This window comes from Serratia sp. Tan611 (assembly GCF_905188235.1).
In the GTDB taxonomy this organism is placed as follows: Bacteria; Pseudomonadota; Gammaproteobacteria; order Enterobacterales; family Enterobacteriaceae; genus Serratia_B; species Serratia_B rhizosphaerae.
In genome coordinates, this window is sequence record NZ_LR994655.1 from 4069407 (window position 1) to 4085260 (window position 15854).

16 protein-coding genes are annotated in these 15854 nt (G+C 57.3%); 4 read left to right on the plus strand and 12 right to left on the minus strand.

What is annotated here, in order from left to right:
* Positions 1–11: 11 nt before the first annotated feature.
* The 3 genes from TAN611_RS19200 to TAN611_RS19210 all read right to left on the minus strand — a co-directional run bounded on the left by TAN611_RS19200 (position 12) and on the right by TAN611_RS19210 (position 3121).
* Positions 12–1295 carry a polysaccharide deacetylase family protein gene (locus tag TAN611_RS19200; RefSeq protein ID WP_105232460.1) on the minus strand — a complete coding sequence of 428 codons (1284 nt, stop codon included), beginning with the start codon at positions 1293–1295 and terminating at the stop codon, positions 12–14.
* Between the two features lie 135 nt (positions 1296–1430).
* Positions 1431–2201, minus strand: coding sequence for an ABC transporter permease (locus TAN611_RS19205; RefSeq protein WP_105232461.1), 771 nt, complete (start codon positions 2199–2201; stop codon positions 1431–1433).
* Positions 2198–3121: an ABC transporter ATP-binding protein gene (locus TAN611_RS19210; protein ID WP_015673745.1), complete on the minus strand. Its 924-nt coding sequence runs from the start codon at positions 3119–3121 to the stop codon at positions 2198–2200. Before TAN611_RS19210 ends, TAN611_RS19205 begins: the two co-directional genes overlap by 4 nt.
* A gap of 190 nt (positions 3122–3311) precedes the next feature.
* Between TAN611_RS19210 and can the strand changes: the two genes are divergently transcribed.
* Positions 3312–3977, plus strand: coding sequence for a carbonate dehydratase (gene can, locus TAN611_RS19215; RefSeq protein ID WP_105232462.1), 666 nt, complete (start codon positions 3312–3314; stop codon positions 3975–3977).
* A gap of 66 nt (positions 3978–4043) precedes the next feature.
* Here can and hpt read toward each other — a convergent pair whose 3' ends face one another.
* The 4 genes from hpt to TAN611_RS19235 all read right to left on the minus strand — a co-directional run bounded on the left by hpt (position 4044) and on the right by TAN611_RS19235 (position 7770).
* Positions 4044–4580, minus strand: coding sequence for a hypoxanthine phosphoribosyltransferase (gene hpt, locus TAN611_RS19220; protein WP_105232463.1), 537 nt, complete (start codon positions 4578–4580; stop codon positions 4044–4046).
* 93 nt (positions 4581–4673) lie between these two features.
* Positions 4674–6323, minus strand: a complete 1650-nt coding sequence (gene cueO, locus TAN611_RS19225; protein ID WP_203066883.1) for a multicopper oxidase CueO — start codon at positions 6321–6323, stop codon at positions 4674–4676.
* A gap of 146 nt (positions 6324–6469) precedes the next feature.
* Positions 6470–6940 (minus strand): DUF943 family protein, encoded by a 471-nt coding sequence (locus TAN611_RS19230; protein WP_105232465.1) that lies wholly within the window; start codon positions 6938–6940, stop codon positions 6470–6472.
* Entirely contained in the window at positions 6940–7770 is an 831-nt protein-coding gene (locus TAN611_RS19235; RefSeq protein WP_203066884.1) for a DUF3289 family protein, read from the minus strand. The genes TAN611_RS19230 and TAN611_RS19235 overlap by 1 nt, the downstream gene beginning before the upstream one ends.
* A 155-nt stretch (positions 7771–7925) precedes the next feature.
* On the opposite strand from TAN611_RS19235, the gene TAN611_RS19240 reads away from it, so the two are divergent.
* From TAN611_RS19240 to speD, 3 genes are all read left to right on the plus strand, one after another.
* A complete protein-coding gene (locus TAN611_RS19240) occupies positions 7926–8273 on the plus strand; it encodes a YacC family pilotin-like protein (protein WP_105232467.1) in 348 nt (115 codons plus the stop codon).
* Between the two features lie 133 nt (positions 8274–8406).
* Positions 8407–9273 (plus strand): polyamine aminopropyltransferase, encoded by an 867-nt coding sequence (gene speE, locus TAN611_RS19245; protein WP_111736504.1) that lies wholly within the window; start codon positions 8407–8409, stop codon positions 9271–9273.
* 56 nt (positions 9274–9329) lie between these two features.
* A complete protein-coding gene (gene speD / locus TAN611_RS19250) occupies positions 9330–10124 on the plus strand; it encodes an adenosylmethionine decarboxylase (RefSeq protein ID WP_105232469.1) in 795 nt (264 codons plus the stop codon).
* Positions 10125–10170: 46 nt separating this feature from the next.
* Here speD and TAN611_RS19255 read toward each other — a convergent pair whose 3' ends face one another.
* From TAN611_RS19255 to TAN611_RS19275, 5 genes are all read right to left on the minus strand, one after another.
* Complete coding sequence (locus TAN611_RS19255; RefSeq protein ID WP_105232470.1) at positions 10171–11541, minus strand: sodium:alanine symporter family protein; 1371 nt, start codon at positions 11539–11541, stop codon at positions 10171–10173.
* A 198-nt stretch (positions 11542–11739) separates the two neighbouring features.
* On the minus strand, positions 11740–12498 hold the full coding sequence (locus tag TAN611_RS19260) for a DeoR/GlpR family DNA-binding transcription regulator (protein ID WP_105232471.1): 759 nt from the start codon (positions 12496–12498) through the stop codon (positions 11740–11742).
* A 10-nt stretch (positions 12499–12508) separates the two neighbouring features.
* Positions 12509–13522: a D-threonate 4-phosphate dehydrogenase gene (locus tag TAN611_RS19265; RefSeq protein WP_203067801.1), complete on the minus strand. Its 1014-nt coding sequence runs from the start codon at positions 13520–13522 to the stop codon at positions 12509–12511.
* Entirely contained in the window at positions 13482–14750 is a 1269-nt protein-coding gene (locus tag TAN611_RS19270) for a four-carbon acid sugar kinase family protein (RefSeq protein ID WP_111736502.1), read from the minus strand. Before TAN611_RS19270 ends, TAN611_RS19265 begins: the two co-directional genes overlap by 41 nt.
* The gene (locus TAN611_RS19275; RefSeq protein ID WP_105232474.1) at positions 14747–15694 is read right to left on the minus strand and encodes a 2-keto-3-deoxygluconate permease 1; all 948 of its coding nucleotides are present in this window, start codon (positions 15692–15694) and stop codon (positions 14747–14749) included. The genes TAN611_RS19270 and TAN611_RS19275 overlap by 4 nt, the downstream gene beginning before the upstream one ends.
* Between the last annotated feature and the right edge of the window lie 160 nt (positions 15695–15854).

The following is a 15854-nucleotide window of genomic DNA, read 5'->3' on the forward strand; positions in this document are numbered from 1 at the left end:
TTTTATCGGCGTTACTGCACCACCGTGCCCGGCTTATTGGCGATGCGATCCGCCATCGTCTGGATCGAATCGGTACGCAGAATATACAACCGCTTCAGCTTATACGGGTTGTCGCCCGGCTTTACTTTTCCCTGCACCGTCGTCACCGCCAGATGGAAGCCGGCGTCTTCTGCAGCCTGCACCGCCTTCTGGTTATAGGCGCCGAACGGATAGGACAGGTACAACACATGCGGGTTGAACTGCGACAGCGCGCGGCGTGAGCGCTCAAAATCAAACGTAATATTGTGCAGGCTGCGGCTTAGCAGGATCGGCCGCTTATAGCCGTCGATGCGGTGCAGGAAGTGGGTATGTGACTGGATATCAAACACATCCTGCAGCTGCTTCAGCTCTGAAATGCTCATAAACTGCAGCGAGTCCGGGTTCCACTTCTGCGGATGACGCTTGATGCGTGACGAAATAATAAATGCCGTCGCGCGGAAGCCGTACTGTTTCAGCACCGGATAGGCATAGCGGTATACCGATTTCAGGCCGTCATCAAAGGTCAGCACCACCGCTTTGCCCGGCAGGTTAATCCGGTTCTTCAGATAGGCTTCCAGCTGATAGAGCGAAATGGTGTCATAACCGGCCTGCTTCAGGTAGGTCATCTGATTGCTGAAGGCCACGTCCGAGGTGGTAGTGGAGGTATGCCGAAAACGCTTGTTCTCGTCATTCTTCAGCAGGTGGTGGTAGGTCAGCACCGGGATACCGTTATCGACCTCACAGTCCAGCTCGCTGACGTAACCGAGCCGGTCGCCGAGATTGATTTCATACCAGGTGTTATTCAACCGATCCTTCAGCCGGCCGATAATCGGGTAGCGCAGGTTCTCTTCCAGAATGCCGAAGATTTCGCTTTTGTTATCCGCTGCGGTGTAGACGTTGATTGCTTTATGGGTAATCAGGTTCTGATTGGTCAGCGGCTTGTTCAGCTCACCCAACGGATCCTTCACCTTTTCCGCCTGCGCCCTGTTGAGGCGCTCGACGTCATCCTTATCGATAAACCCTACGCCGTGGCCGAACTTCAGCTCATAATATTCCGCGTCCGCCGGAAAGACCTGCACCAGTTGCCCTTCCTTCACTTCGCCCACCGGAATAACCTGTTCGCCAATCAGCGAATAGATTTCGCTGTCGCGTTTTGCTTCCATATAACCGGATTTTAGCGCGTTGTCTGCCGACACCAGGCCGGCCGACGCCGCAGGCGCCAGCAGCGACGTCAACACGCCAGCCAGCGTGGCCGCTATTTTGATGTGAAACCGCATGAGAGTGTTCTGCTTAACCGTGCGTAATGACCAGAAGTCGGGGGTGCGTCAGCATAGCATGATTTACAGCGGGGAGAAAAAGGCGGGATAAGCAACATCCCCTCCCGCTGTAAACATGCGGGAGGGGAGAAAACATCAGGTGCGCAGACCTCGGCCGCGCTCAATGAGATACCAGGCCAGCAGGTAGAACACCGCGATAAACGCCAGCAGCACCGCCATGGTCAGCGTCAGCGGCACGTCGTGCACGCCGAGGAAGCCGTAGCGGAAGCCGCTGATCATATACACGATCGGGTTCAGCTTCGACACCGCCTGCCAGAACGGCGGCAGCAGCGACAGCGAGTAGAACACCCCGCCCAGATAGGTCAGCGGCGTCAGCACGAAGGTCGGAATCAGGCTGATATCGTCAAAGGTGGTGGCGAAGACCGCATTAAGCAGGCCGCCCAGCGAAAACAGGATCGCCGTCAGCAGCAGCGTGACGGCAATCACCCACCAGGCGTGGATCTGCAGCGGCACGAAGAACAGCGAGATTGCCGTCACCAGCACGCCCACGCAAATGCCACGCGCCACGCCGCCGCCGACGTAACCGGCAATCACCACGTGGGTCGGCACCGGCGCCACCAGCAGCTCTTCGATATTGCGCTGGAATTTGGCGCTGAAGAACGATGAGGCGACGTTGGCGTACGAGTTGGTGATCACCGCCATCATAATCAGACCGGGCACGATAAACTGCATGTAGGTGAAGCCATGCATACTGCCGATTTGCGAACCGATCAGATTACCGAAGATGATAAAATACAGCGTCATGGTGATCACCGGCGGCACCAGGGTCTGCACCCAGATGCGCGCAAAACGGTGCACTTCTTTCGCCCAGATGCTCTGCAATGCCACCCAGTACAAACGTGTCATGCTTTTTCTCCATTACCATTAACCAGGGTGACAAACAGCTCTTCCAGCCGGTTGGCCTTGTTGCGCATGCTCAGCACCTGTACGCCCTGCGCGCTCAGTTGGCTGAACAGCCCGTTCAGCCCCTGTTCGCGCATTACCTCCACTTCCAGCGTCGAGGTGTCGACCAGGCGGCTGTGATAGCCGTCCAGCGCCGGCAGCGGGCTTTTCGCCGCCAGATCGAGGATAAAGGTCTCCGACTTCAGCTTCGCCAGCAGCCCTTTCATCGAGGTGTTCTCCACCAGCTCGCCGTTCTGGATAATGCCGATATTGCGGCACAGCATCTCCGCCTCTTCCAGATAGTGGGTCGTCAGGATGATGGTGGTGCCCTGCGCATTGAGGTCTTTCAGGAAGCCCCACATGGAGCGGCGCAGTTCAATATCCACCCCGGCGGTCGGCTCATCGAGGATCAGCAGCTTGGGCTGATGCATCAGCGCGCGGGCGATCATCAGGCGGCGTTTCATCCCGCCGGACAGCATGCGCGCCCGCTCGTTGCGTTTTTCCCACAGATCCAGCTGCGTCAGGTATTTTTCCGCGCGCGACAGCGCATCGCGCCGCGTCACGCCGTAATAGCCCGCCTGATTGACCACAATCTGCATCACGGTTTCAAACGGGTTGAAGTTGAACTCCTGCGGCACCAGCCCCAGCTGGCGTTTGGCGTTGACGATGTCTTTGTCGGTGTCGTAACCAAACACCTGCACCTTGCCGGAGGTTTTGTTCACCAGCGAGCTGATGATGCCGATAGTGGTGGATTTCCCCGCGCCGTTCGGCCCCAGCAAGGCATAAAAATCACCGGCTTCGACGCGAAGGTCGATGCCGCGCAATGCCTTGACCCCGCCGGCGTAGGTCTTGGTCAACTGTGTTAATTCCAGTGCATAATTCATAAGCGATAAGGGTACCCTATGACCATGTCTTCGAGACTGATGTTATTGAATAATTTCTCTGATCTTACCATCAACGGCGCGCCTGCCGAGTTGAATCCGTGCGGTTAACTCCACTGTTCCGATTTCAAAACTGTGACGCTTGTCCTATATTACTCAAACGCAAAGTGTTCATTACAGGTGCATAACCTCCATGAAAGAGATCGAAAGGCTAATTGCCAACAACCAAGCGTGGTCCTCCAACATCAACCAGGAAGACCCCGAATTCTTTGAACGTCTGGCGCAGGCGCAAAAACCGCGTTTTCTGTGGATTGGCTGTTCCGACAGCCGCGTGCCTGCCGAACGTCTGACCGGAATGGAGCCGGGAGAACTGTTCGTGCACCGCAATGTGGCCAACCTGGTGATACACACCGATCTGAACTGTCTGTCTGTGGTGCAGTACGCCGTTGACGTCCTGCAGGTCGAACATATCATCATCTGCGGCCACCTGGGCTGCGGCGGCGTGCAGGCGGCGGTCGAAAACCCGGAGCTGGGGCTGATCAACAACTGGCTGCTGCATATCCGCGATCTGTGGTACAAGCATAGCCCGCAACTGGAAAAACTCGAAAAGGAAGAGTGTCTCAACGCCCTTTGCGAAATCAACGTGATCGAGCAGGTGCATAACCTGGGCCACTCCACCATCATGCAGTCCGCCTGGCAGCGCGGCCAGAAAGTGATGATTCACGGCTGGGTATATGGCATTCAGGACGGGCGTCTGCGCGATCTGGACGTTACGGCGACCAGCCGCGAAAGCCTGGAGCTGGGCTATAACAAAGGCATTTCGACGCTGTTGCAGAGTAAAGGCTTACAGCAGCCGTAAGCGAAGTCTGATAGATAGCGGTAAGCTGGCGGGGCGCGCGTTAAACCGCGCCGCCCCCAATCTTGATTATTCGTCGAGCAGCACCACTTTGCCGACATACGGCAGATGGCGGTAGCGCTGGGCATAGTCGATGCCGTAGCCGACCACAAACTCGTCCGGAATAGAGAAACCGACGTACTCTACCGGCACATCCACTTCACGACGCTCCGGTTTATCCAGCAGCGTACAGATCGCCAGTGATTTCGGGCCGCGCAGCGCCAGAATCTCGCGCACTTTGTTCAGCGTATTGCCGGAATCAATAATATCTTCCACGATCAGCACGTCTTTGCCGCGGATGTCTTCATCCAGATCTTTGAGGATTTTCACGTCGCGGGTGGTGGACATTCCGCTGCCGTAGCTGGAGGCGGTCATGAAATCAACCTCATGCGACACCTCAATGGTGCGGCACAGGTCGGCCATAAACATAAATGAGCCGCGCAGCAGCCCGACCAGCACCATATCGCTGCCGCTGTCGCGGTAATTTTCGGTGATCTGGCGGCCAAGTTCGGCGATTCGGGTCTTAACTTCCTGCTCGGAAATCATTACTTCTACAGTGTGTTTCATAGTTTTCAGGTCTATTGCCGGAAGAAAGGCGCAGATTCTAGCATAGCCTGACAGCAGAGGCGACGCGAGCGCGCCGCCCTGCTATTTTTACCGTCAGGCGACGGTAAAGCCCATCATCATGCCGGTATCTTCATGCTCCAACAGGTGGCAGTGCGCCATATAGGCGTGCTCTGCGCTGGCTTCATGGTTGAACTGCACCAGCACTTCACTGCGCGCGCCTTCCACCCGAACCGTGTCCTTCCAGCCAGCGCGATGCGCCGCCGGCGGCTTGCCGTTTTCACTCAAAATACGGAACTGGGTGCCGTGAATGTGGAAAGGATGCAGCATCATGTCGCCTTCACCGGAGATGACCCACTTCTCATACTGCCCGCGCTTGGCGGCGAACATCGGCTTGCTCATATCAAACGCCTTGCCGTTGATGGTATTACCGTGGCTGAAATCATACGACTGCTCGCCGTGCTTCATCCCCGCCATCTTGCTGTGGTCCATCGTGCCATGATCCATACCGGCCATCTTGCCGTGATCCATCTTGCCGTGATCCATACCGGCCATCTTGTCGCCGCTCTCCGGTGCGCCGTGGCCCATGCTGCCGTGATCCATGCTCATGCCGGCCATCGCCTGATGGCCGTAGCGGTCCATCAGCGCTTTCATCCCCAGCATATCCAGCTTTGGATCCATCATCAGACGGAACTCACGCTGCTGTACGCCGGCGGCGGCAGGCAGCGCCGGCAGTTTCACCAGGCTGTCCGGCATGGATTTAATCCCCTGCGCCAGCGATGGCTGAATGTGCAGCACCGGCAGCGGCCGATCGAACGGCGCCAGCGTCATGCCCATCTGCTGTACCGGCAGCGTGACGATATCAAACGGTTTACCGTCGCTGGCGTCGACCAGCACCTCAAAGCGTTCGCCCATCAGCATCGGCAGTTCCGTCAGCTTCACCGGCTCACCGAGGAAGCCGCCGTCGCTGGCGATCACATACAGCGGGCGCCGATCGCTGGTCGCCAGCTGCAGTGAGCGCGCGTTACACCCGTTAAGAAAACGCAGGCGCAGCCAGCCGCGCGGCGCGATGTGCTGCGGATACTGCGCGCCGTTGGTAAACATGCGGTCGCCAAACCAGCCCACCGCCGCGCTCATGATATCGAGCTGATACTCAATCTGCGCATCTTTGCCCAGGCGTTTATCCTGCAAAATCACCGGGATATCGTCCTTACCCCAGGTTTTCGGCAGCGGCAGCTTGCCGCTCTCTTCATCTTCCAGCAGCACCAGCCCCCCCAGCCCCATCATCACCTGATGGCCGGTTTTGCCGTGCGTATGCGGGTGGAACCAGCAGGTGGCCGCCGGCTGGTCAATGGTGAAATGTACGGTGCGGGTAGTGCCCGGCGCGATCAGCGCCTGTGGGCCGCCGTCGACGTCGCCGGGAATTTCCAGCCCGTGCCAGTGTACGGTGCTGGCTTCCGGCAGTTGGTTGTTGATATCGACCGTCACCGGCTTGCCGCGCTGCAAACGCACCGCCGGCCCCAGCAGAGCGCCGTTGACGCCCCAGGTTTTGGTCGCCGCCTGCGGCAGCCAGTTCATCTCGCCGGTCTGCAGCGCCAGCGCCAGCTTTCCTTGCGCATCCGGCATCAGCAGCGGCGGTATCGGCAGCGCGGGCAGATCGGCCGCCCAGGCGGCCCGGCTCCAGAGCGGTAATGCGCTGGCCGCGCCCAGCGCAGCGGTAAACTTAATAAAATCACGACGTAACATAGCTGACTCCCTTTTCCAGTTACATGAAAGCATCAGGCCAGCCTAAACCCTCCCCTTGGTGGAAGGTCAAGTATCAATAATAGTTTGATTCGTCTTGTTTTGTTAAGTTACGTCAAGTTATTTGGGCGCTAGCTATCGTGCTCCAATCATCGGGCTTCAAACGTGCTCTGGTCTGCCACAATCTCACCGTTTTCTTGCAGTTTGTAGCGCCCTTCATAGGTGGTAAACACGGTGCCCAGATTACGGCTGTGGCTGACAGAGAAAACCGCATCCTTTTCAATACAGTTCTTTGGCGATGTCATATCGTCAAAACACAGTCGATCGTACTTGCCTTCTTCTTTGTAACCATCCCCAAACCTCCAGAATGTGACAAAAAAGTAGCCATCTTTTGCCGGGGCAGGAATTCCATATTGTGCTGTGAATGTTTTTTGGTTTTTGAGCCACCAATTCATTTTACCCCGATCGCTAAGCGGAAAGTTTTCAACTAAAACAGAAGCAAACTCTCCTTTTTTATGTACGGCAATAATTTTCACCGGGCGAACCAATATCCATATCAATAAACCAAGCAATATAACGATAACCAAAGCAAAAAGCTTTACCTTACATTTCACCTTCATTACCACGCCCCCCGCAACTCTATATCCGCTTCCATATTTGTCATAAACGGCTTAAACCCAAATTGGCTATAGCGCTGCAGCACAAACCAGATGCGAAAAAAACGAAACTGATTAAATTTGAGTTTCAAAATATCCTCTGCATCCAAACCGAAGTGATCTTGTACTTTGTAGTTCACTGCCGCACGATAGCCACTACTCTCTATGTGGAGTGACTTTATGGTGATATGCGTTGCCCATGTGTCATAAACGGTTATCCCCATACCGTTAAAATTATCCTGAAACCGATCGAACTTGGGCAGTCTCCCATCAAGAATAATTTCCCTTATCCTGTAAAACTTTTCATTGGGAAAATAACCGTTAACCCTATCGATATTTTCATCTAAAGCATTTTTTATTTTTAATAACGAACTATTGTCCGTCCTATCATTAATAATATGCGCCTTCAGCGCCTGGTCTAACAACGCATCCCGAAACGGCGTGCCGTTACCGTATTGCATATGGTTGATCATCTTGCCAATCAAATGCCGATACGGGCCGTATAGCGCAAAGGTCGCTGACAGTTCCCGGAACTCATCAAATAGTATCCGGGCGCATTCCTGACGCCCTACCGGCCCACCCGCAGCCGGCGGCCTGAACATTGACGACCGGCCGCCAAAAGCGGCGAGCCGCCTCAGCGTGTACGGATCTACCTTGGTAGAGATGTCCGTTAAACGAAACTGCGTCTTTAACTGGCCAGCCGTCAGGTCGCCGCTGCGCATATCCTCCGCTCCGTAGTCATCCATCCGTTTTTGGGTCTCGAATACCGTACAGGGGAACATTAATGCCGTCATCGTTATACACTCCTTGTGCCTACCCTCCTGTGAAACGAACAGAAATCATACGTGCAGGCCGGATAAACTGCAAAGCATCCCCCGCAGACGAAAGTAGAGTGGGAAGGGAAAAAGTGTGGTAACGTCTGCAGACAACCAACGGCCCCATTGTCACGATGAAAAAGACAACTTTATTGATACTGTTGCTGAGTACGCTGGGCTTTTCCAACGCCAGCCTGGCGCTCAATGAATCAGAGGCGGAAGACCTGGCGGATCTGACCGCGGTGTTTGTGTACCTGAAAAACAACTGTGGTTACAAAGATTTGCCTAACGAGCAGGTCAAACGCGCCATCGTCTATTTTGCCCAGCAAAACCGTTGGGATCTCAGCAACTATAATCACTTTGATATGAAAGCCCTGGGCGAGGACAGCTACCGCGATCTCAGCGGCATCGCCATCCCCACGCCGACCAAGTGCAAATCGCTGGCGCGCGACTCCCTCAGCCTGCTGGCCTACGCCAACTAAAGGCGGCCGGCTCCCTCGCCGCCGCTCGTCCCTTTTCCCGCTGATTGTGTGAAATTCCACCGTGCAACCTGTAGCAGAGTTAGCTATTATGTTGCGCCGATTTTTCATGGCTGTTATTACGGAGCATCCCGACATGGCCCAAAAAGAAATTTGGTATGAAACGCTGCACGACAGCTTTGGTCAATACTTCGCGGTAGAGAAAGAGCTGTACCGTGAAAAAACCGAGCATCAGGATCTGGTGATCTTTGAAAACGCAGTGTTAGGACGCGTGATGGCGCTCGACGGCGTGGTGCAGACCACCGAACGCGACGAGTTCATCTACCACGAGATGATGACTCACGTACCGCTGCTGGCCCACGGCCAGGCGAAGAAAGTATTGATCATCGGCGGCGGCGACGGCGGTATGCTGCGTGAAGTCAGCCGCCACCGCGGCGTTGAGCAGATCACCATGGTGGAAATTGATGCCGGCGTGGTGGAGTTCTGCCGCCAGTACCTGCCCAACCACAACGCCGGCGCCTACGACGACCCGCGTTTCAAACTGGTGATCGACGACGGCGTTAACTTCGTTAATCAGACCGATGAAAAATTCGATGTGATTATCTCCGACTGCACCGACCCGATCGGCCCCGGCGAAAGCCTGTTTACCTCGGCATTCTATGAAGGCTGCGCCCGCTGCCTGAATGAGAACGGCATTTTCGTCGCGCAGAACGGCGTCTGCTTCCTGCAGCAGGATGAGGCCGTCAACAGCCACACCCGGTTAAGCCACTATTTCCAGGACGTCAGCTTTTATCAGGCGGCAATCCCGACCTATTACGGCGGCATTATGACCTTTGCCTGGGCCAGCCAGAACCCGGCGCTGCGTCAGCTTGACCTCGCCACGCTGCAACAGCGCTTTAACCAAAGCGGTTTACACTGCCGTTATTACAACCCGGCGGTCCACAGCGGCAGCTTTGCCTTGCCGCAATACCTGCTCAATGCCCTGGCCAACGCACCGGCATAAGCGGCAAAGAGCGCATTCCACGCTAGACCCGAGAAAAACAAAGGGGGTGAACCAAATTGCAAAAGCTGAAACTGCACGGCTTCAATAACCTGACCAAAAGCCTGAGTTTTTGTATTTACGATATTTGTTACGCCAAAACCGCGGACGACCGCGATGGCTATATCGCCTACATTGACGAACAATACAACGCCAACCGCCTGACCGAGATCCTCAGCGAGACCTGCTCGATCATTGGCGCCAACATTCTGAACATCGCACGTCAGGATTACGAGCCGCAAGGCGCCAGCGTCACCATTCTGGTGAGCGAGGAACCGGTCGATCCGAGAGACGTTGATACCTCGGAGCACCCCGGCCCGCTGCCCAATACGGTGGTGGCACACCTGGACAAGAGCCATATCTGCGTACACACCTACCCGGAAAGTCATCCGGAGGGCGGTCTGTGCACCTTCCGCGCCGACATAGAAGTCTCAACCTGCGGCGTGATTTCCCCGCTGAAGGCGCTGAACTATCTGATCCACCAGCTCGAGTCGGATATCGTCACCATGGATTACCGCGTACGCGGTTTTACCCGTGACGTTAACGGCGTGAAGCACTATATCGATCATGAGATCAATTCGATCCAGAACTTTATGTCTGAGGATATGAAGGCGCTGTACCACATGATGGATGTGAACGTTTATCAGGAAAATATCTTCCATACCAAGATGCTGCTGAAAGATTTCGACCTGAAGCACTATCTGTTCAACGCCAAACCCGAGGCGCTGAGTGAGGAAGAACGACAACGGATTACCGATCTGCTGTGGAAAGAGATGCAGGAGATCTATTACGGGCGGAATATTCCTCACCTGTAAACCACACGGGGCAGCCAAGGCTGCCCCGCTGTTTTAGCGACCAACGCTACGGATTAGTGCTGTCGGCCTGCACCGATGGCGCATTCACGTCATTAATATGCGCGCGCGTCAGGCGGTACACCACCGGGCTTAACAGCGCCAGGGCGATCAGGTTCGGGATCGCCATCATTGCATTCAGCGTATCGGCCAGCAGCCAGACAAACTCCAACGACTGGGTGGCGCCAATCGGCAGCGCGATGATCCAGGCGATGCGGAACGGTACGATCATCTTCGGCCCGAACAGATACTGAATGCACTTCTCGCCGTAAAAACTCCAGCCCAGAATGGTGGTAAAGGCAAAAATTGCCAGTGCCACCGCCACAATGTAGTTACCGCCCGGCAGAGACGACGAGAAGGCCGTCGAGGTCAGCGCCGCACCCGTCTCACCGCTGATCCATTTGCCGCTGATAATGATGGTCAGGCCGGTGATGGAGCAGACGATGATGGTGTCGATAAAGGTGCCCAGCATGGCGATCAGCCCCTGACGAATCGGGTTCTGCGTTTTTGCTGCCGCGTGGGCGATCGGCGCGCTGCCCAGACCGGCCTCGTTGGAGAACACCCCACGCGCCACGCCAAAGCGAATCGCCGCCCAGACCGCCGCGCCGGCGAAGCCGCCCTGCGCCGCCACCGGCGTAAAGGCGGAGGTAATAATCAGCGAGAAGGCCGCAGGGATCTCGCTCACGTTCAGCCCCAGCACAATGATGCCGGCGGCGAAATAGCCCACCGTCATCAGCGGCACCAGTTTCCCCGCCACGTCGGCGATGCGTTTAATACCGCCGATCAGCACCGCCCCCACCAGCACCACCAGAACGCCGGCGGTCATCCCGTGGGAAATGCCGAAGTTACTGTTCAGCGCCTCGGCAATCGAATTGGCCTGCACGGTATTGCCGATGCCGAAGCCGGCGATACTGCCGAAAAAGGCAAACAGCGTCCCCAGCCACATCCATTTTTTGCCTAACCCGTGCTTGATGTAGTACATCGGCCCGCCGACATAGTGACCGCGATCGTCAACTTCACGAAAGCGCACCGCCAACACCGCCTCGGAATACTTGGTCGCCATGCCCACCAGCGCGGTGATCCACATCCAGAACAGCGCTCCGGGGCCGCCGAGCACCACCGCCGTAGCAACGCCGGCAATATTGCCGGTGCCAATGGTGGCGGACAGCGCGGTCATCAGCGCATTGAACGGTGAGATCTGCCCGTCGCCACGGTCGTGATTACGCTCGAACAACAGCTTAAATCCGGTGCCTAACCGGCGAATCGGCAAAAAAGAGAGCCTAATCTGCAGAAAAATACCAATGCCCAGAATGCCGATCAGCATCGGGACACCCCATACCACGCCATTAACGGCCGACAACCCCGCTATCACCCAATCCATCGCTTCCCCCTGCCCTTGCCTTATTTGTAACAAAATGATTTATATTTATTAACAAGATGTAACCTAAAAATGGTAGGGATACAAAACAAATCGGCATTAAACCGGGGGTAGGTCACGTTGTCCGTCGGTGACAAGCACGGGGAAAATAGAGGGGGAATAACGCCTGGCGGACGAGCGGCCCGCCATGGCTGCGGACGGCTACGCCAGATGCAACTGTGCAGGCAACGCCGTTAATTGCTGCTGTATCTCCGCCGGCAGGGCGCCGTCGGTCACAATGTCGGTCAGCTCGGCCAGCGGCGTCACGCAAAACAGCGAATAGGCGCCGTATTTGCTGCTGTCCGCCAACAACACGCGCCGGCGCGCGTTGGCCGCCAGATCCTGCTTCAGCCCGGCCTTCTCTTCCGTCGGCGTGGTAACGCCCTTCTCCAGGCTCCAGGAGTTACAGCTGATAAAGGCAATGTCCGGATAGACGCCGCGCAGCAGCCGGCGGCCATGGTCGCCGATGCAGGACTGGCTGCTGTCATCAATGCGTCCGCCGATAATGGTGACCTCTATCTGTTTGAACTCCGACAGCAGCAGGGCAATGCGCAGATCGGCGGTGATCACCCGTAACGGCAGATGGGTCAGATTACGCGCCAGCTCCAGCATGGTGGTGCCGGCGTCCAGCACCACCGCATCGCCAGGCTTAATCAGCGCCAGCGCCTGCCGGGCAATGGCGCGCTTTTCCTGCAGATGACGCAGCTGTTTTTCATTGGTGGTAGGCTGGGCGGGAATAAAACGATTGAGCGCCACGCCGCCATGGCTGCGGTTGATAACGCCCTGTTCATCCAGTTTGATCAGGTCGCGGCGAATGGTGGCCGGCGATGCGTCGATCGCCGCAACCAGTTGTTCAACCGTGACCAGATTATGGCCCTTTAAATAGTCCAGAATCTGGTCCAGACGATGTTGTGGCTTCATAGTCCCTTGATTAGGCAAGCTGCGTGGCTAATTGTATCGAGATCGCCATGCTCTCAGACTTGGCTTTACCTGTCCAGGCAATATCAAAGGCCGTACCGTGGTCGGCGGAAGTCCGAATAAACGGTAGCCCGGCGGTAATATTCACCCCGTCATAAAAACCCAGCAGCTTCAGCGGAATATGTCCCTGATCGTGGTACATCGCCACCACCATATCGTACTGCCCTTCATAGGCCTGCAGGAAGACCGTGTCCGGCGGGCAGGGCCCGTAGACATCAATGCCCCGCGTCTTCGCCGCCGCAATCGCCGGGCTGACAATTTTGATCTCTTCATCGCCAAACAGGCCGTTTTCCCCGGCGTGCGGGTTAACGCCGGCGACGGCGATGCGCGGCTGGCTGAAGCCCACCCGCTTGAGGAAGGTATCCGCCATCGACACTACCGTTTCGATCCGCTCGGCGCTCAATGTATCCAGAAACGTGCGCAGGGCAATGTGGGTGGAAACGTGGATCACTTTCAGTTTATCGGTATACAACACCATGGCGTAATCACGACTGTGGGTCAGCGTCGCCAGCAGCTCGGTATGACCCGGGTACATATGTCCCGCCAGATGCAGCGCTTCTTTGTTCAATGGCGCGGTGGCGATAGCCTGCACGTCACCCGCCATTGCCAGCTCGGTAGCGCGTTTTACACAGCGGTAGGCCAGATCCCCCGCCTGCGCCTGTACTTTGCCCGCCTCCAGCGCCGCGGGATCCGCCAGCGGCTCATCGATCACGTTGATCACCCCCGGCGCAAAACGCGCCTGGGCCACCGTTGCTATCGGCCGCAGTTCCGTCGCCGGCGTAATGCCCAGCGCCTGGATACGCTGCAGCGTCTGCAAGCAGCCCACCACCACGGCGCGGGCGCCGGACAGCTCTCCCTCGGCCAGCGCCTTGATGATAATTTCCGGCCCGATGCCCGCCGGGTCGCCCATGGTAATCGCTATGATGTTATTTGCCACTGTACATCTCCTCAATAAAATAAAGCGCATCGCGCAGCGTGGTTTCGCCGCCAAAACCGCCGGCCTTGGTGATCACCGGCAGATCGTCAATTTCACTGTTGATAAAGGCGCCGCACGGTACGCAGGGCGCCACTTCGCCGTTAATGCGGTAACCTTCCGCCCCCAGCGCCCGGGCGACGGCAATCGCGATATCCCCGCCGGTCAGGAACAGGCCGCCGATACGCGCGTGGTTGATAATCCCGAGCGTCATCTCCCCCAGCGACTGGCTGATGCGATCGCCCAACTGCTGGCGGCTGATGCACAATTCGGCGCACAGCTGCTCGACCTGCTGACGCGCATCGTCGTCACGGCAGGTACGCAATACGCAGTGCTGACGCGCCTGCAGTATCGCCACCGCCTGCGCGACGATGTCGCTGCATACCTGCGCGCCATGTGCCGACAGCAATGCCTGCACATCGATATCGACGATGCCCAGCGACTTCTCCTGCTCGGCGAAGGCAATCTGCCGACGGGTGGCCTCACTCATCGAACCGGCCACCACCAGCACCGGCAGCCGCTGCCGATCGCTGAGATACCAGTCCGACGGCAGCGCATTCGCCAGGCCGGCGGCACCCACCAGCAGAACGGGCGTGGCAAGCCGGCCGATACTCTGCGCCAGCAGCGCCAGATCGCCATCCAGTTCGGCGTCCGCCACCACAATGCCGCCCTGCTGCGCCAGCAGCGCCAGTTGCTCATCCAACTGCGCACCGCGCACCGTCGCCAGATCCAGTTCATGGATGGCAATATCGGTTTGCAGGCCAATCAGGGTGCTAATCTGTGACGAGGCAATCGGTGTTTTCGGATCGCTGGCGAATTCGGTTTCCAGCAGCGGCACGCCGTGCACCCAGCACGCCCCATCCCGCGTAACCCGTCCGGCAGCCGGGATCGCCGCCGCGACAATCGCCAGCCGTGCGCCGCTGGCCTGCATCGCTGCGGCAATTTCTGCCCCGACGTTGCCGCGGAAGGTGGAATCAATCTTTTTGTACACCCGCGGCGGCCGTTCATCGTCGCAGTACGGACGCAGCGCATCGCTGACTTTACGCGCCGCCTCCGCAGCCGGCAGCGCACGGCTTTCGGTATTGATCACCAGTACATCGCCGCCGCGCGGCGCCTGCTGCCGGTCATTCAACAGCACATTGGTGCGCGCGCCCTTTTTCGCCAGCTGCACGCCGGTATCATTGGCGCCGGTAAAATCATCGGCAATCACAATCATTTTCATGCCGCCTTCTCCTTCGCTGCTGCATTACGCTTCGCCACCCAGGAACTGAGAACCGGCGTCAGGATCGCCGTGGTAATCACCGAGGCGGCAATCAGCGGCGCAGCCGCCGCAGCGACCGATGCCAGCGAGGGGTCCGCCTGCGCAATCGCCAGCGGCGTCGCCACCGCATTGCCCGCGGTGCTGGAAGCCGCCGCCCCGGCGATACCGCTGCCGCCGACCAGCCGATCGGCGCGGATGTTAAAGAAACCGCCGACAAAGGTGGTCAATGCCCCCAGCAGAATGCCCGCCAGCCCGCCCTGCAGCAGCATTTCCAGATTAATGCCGGCACCGAGCGCAAAGGCGAAGAACGGGATCAGCACCGGGCCGCCTTTGGTCAGAAACTCGCGCATGTTCGGATCGAGGTTGCCCAGCAACATACCCACCAACAGCGGCACCAGCACCGCGACCAGCGCCATCAGCGGAATGTTGGCCATGCCGGCGGCGCCGAGCGCGATCATGGTGAAGAAGGGGCCGTCGTTGAGCGATAAAATGGAAATAGCGCCGACATCGCGCTCATTGCCGAACTCGCCGACCAGCGCCGCATACAAGCCGCCGTTGGAGTTGCTCATCGCCGCGATAATCGCCACGCCGGTCAGGCCGAAGACGCCGTCGGCGCCAAACAGCCGTTCCACGCCCAGCCCCAGCGCCATCGCCACCAGCAGTTTGGTCAGCGTAATGGTGCCGCCCTGCAGCAGCGCCTGCGGTGCCGCTTTAAAACTGATGCCGGCCCCCATGCACAGCAGGAAAGCGCCGATCAGCGGCGCGGCGCCGTTTTTGAATAACGCGGTGGTGAAGCCGCCAATGTCTAAAGCCTCTGGTGTAAACGTGTTCAACAGCGCGCCAAGCACCAGCGGAACAACCATCATCCCGCCGGGGATCTTCTCTATTGCCGCTTTCAGTTTCATAGCACCCTCATTTTGATTTATTTTAATCACAATGATTATATTGAATCAAATTATAAAAAATAGAGAGCGCGATCGCAGTTATCACGACCGGGAGTGATTTTTTGATTTTATTTAATCAATAAGGTGGTAGCTAAAATAAGAATATGCGGGCGGCGGGCGC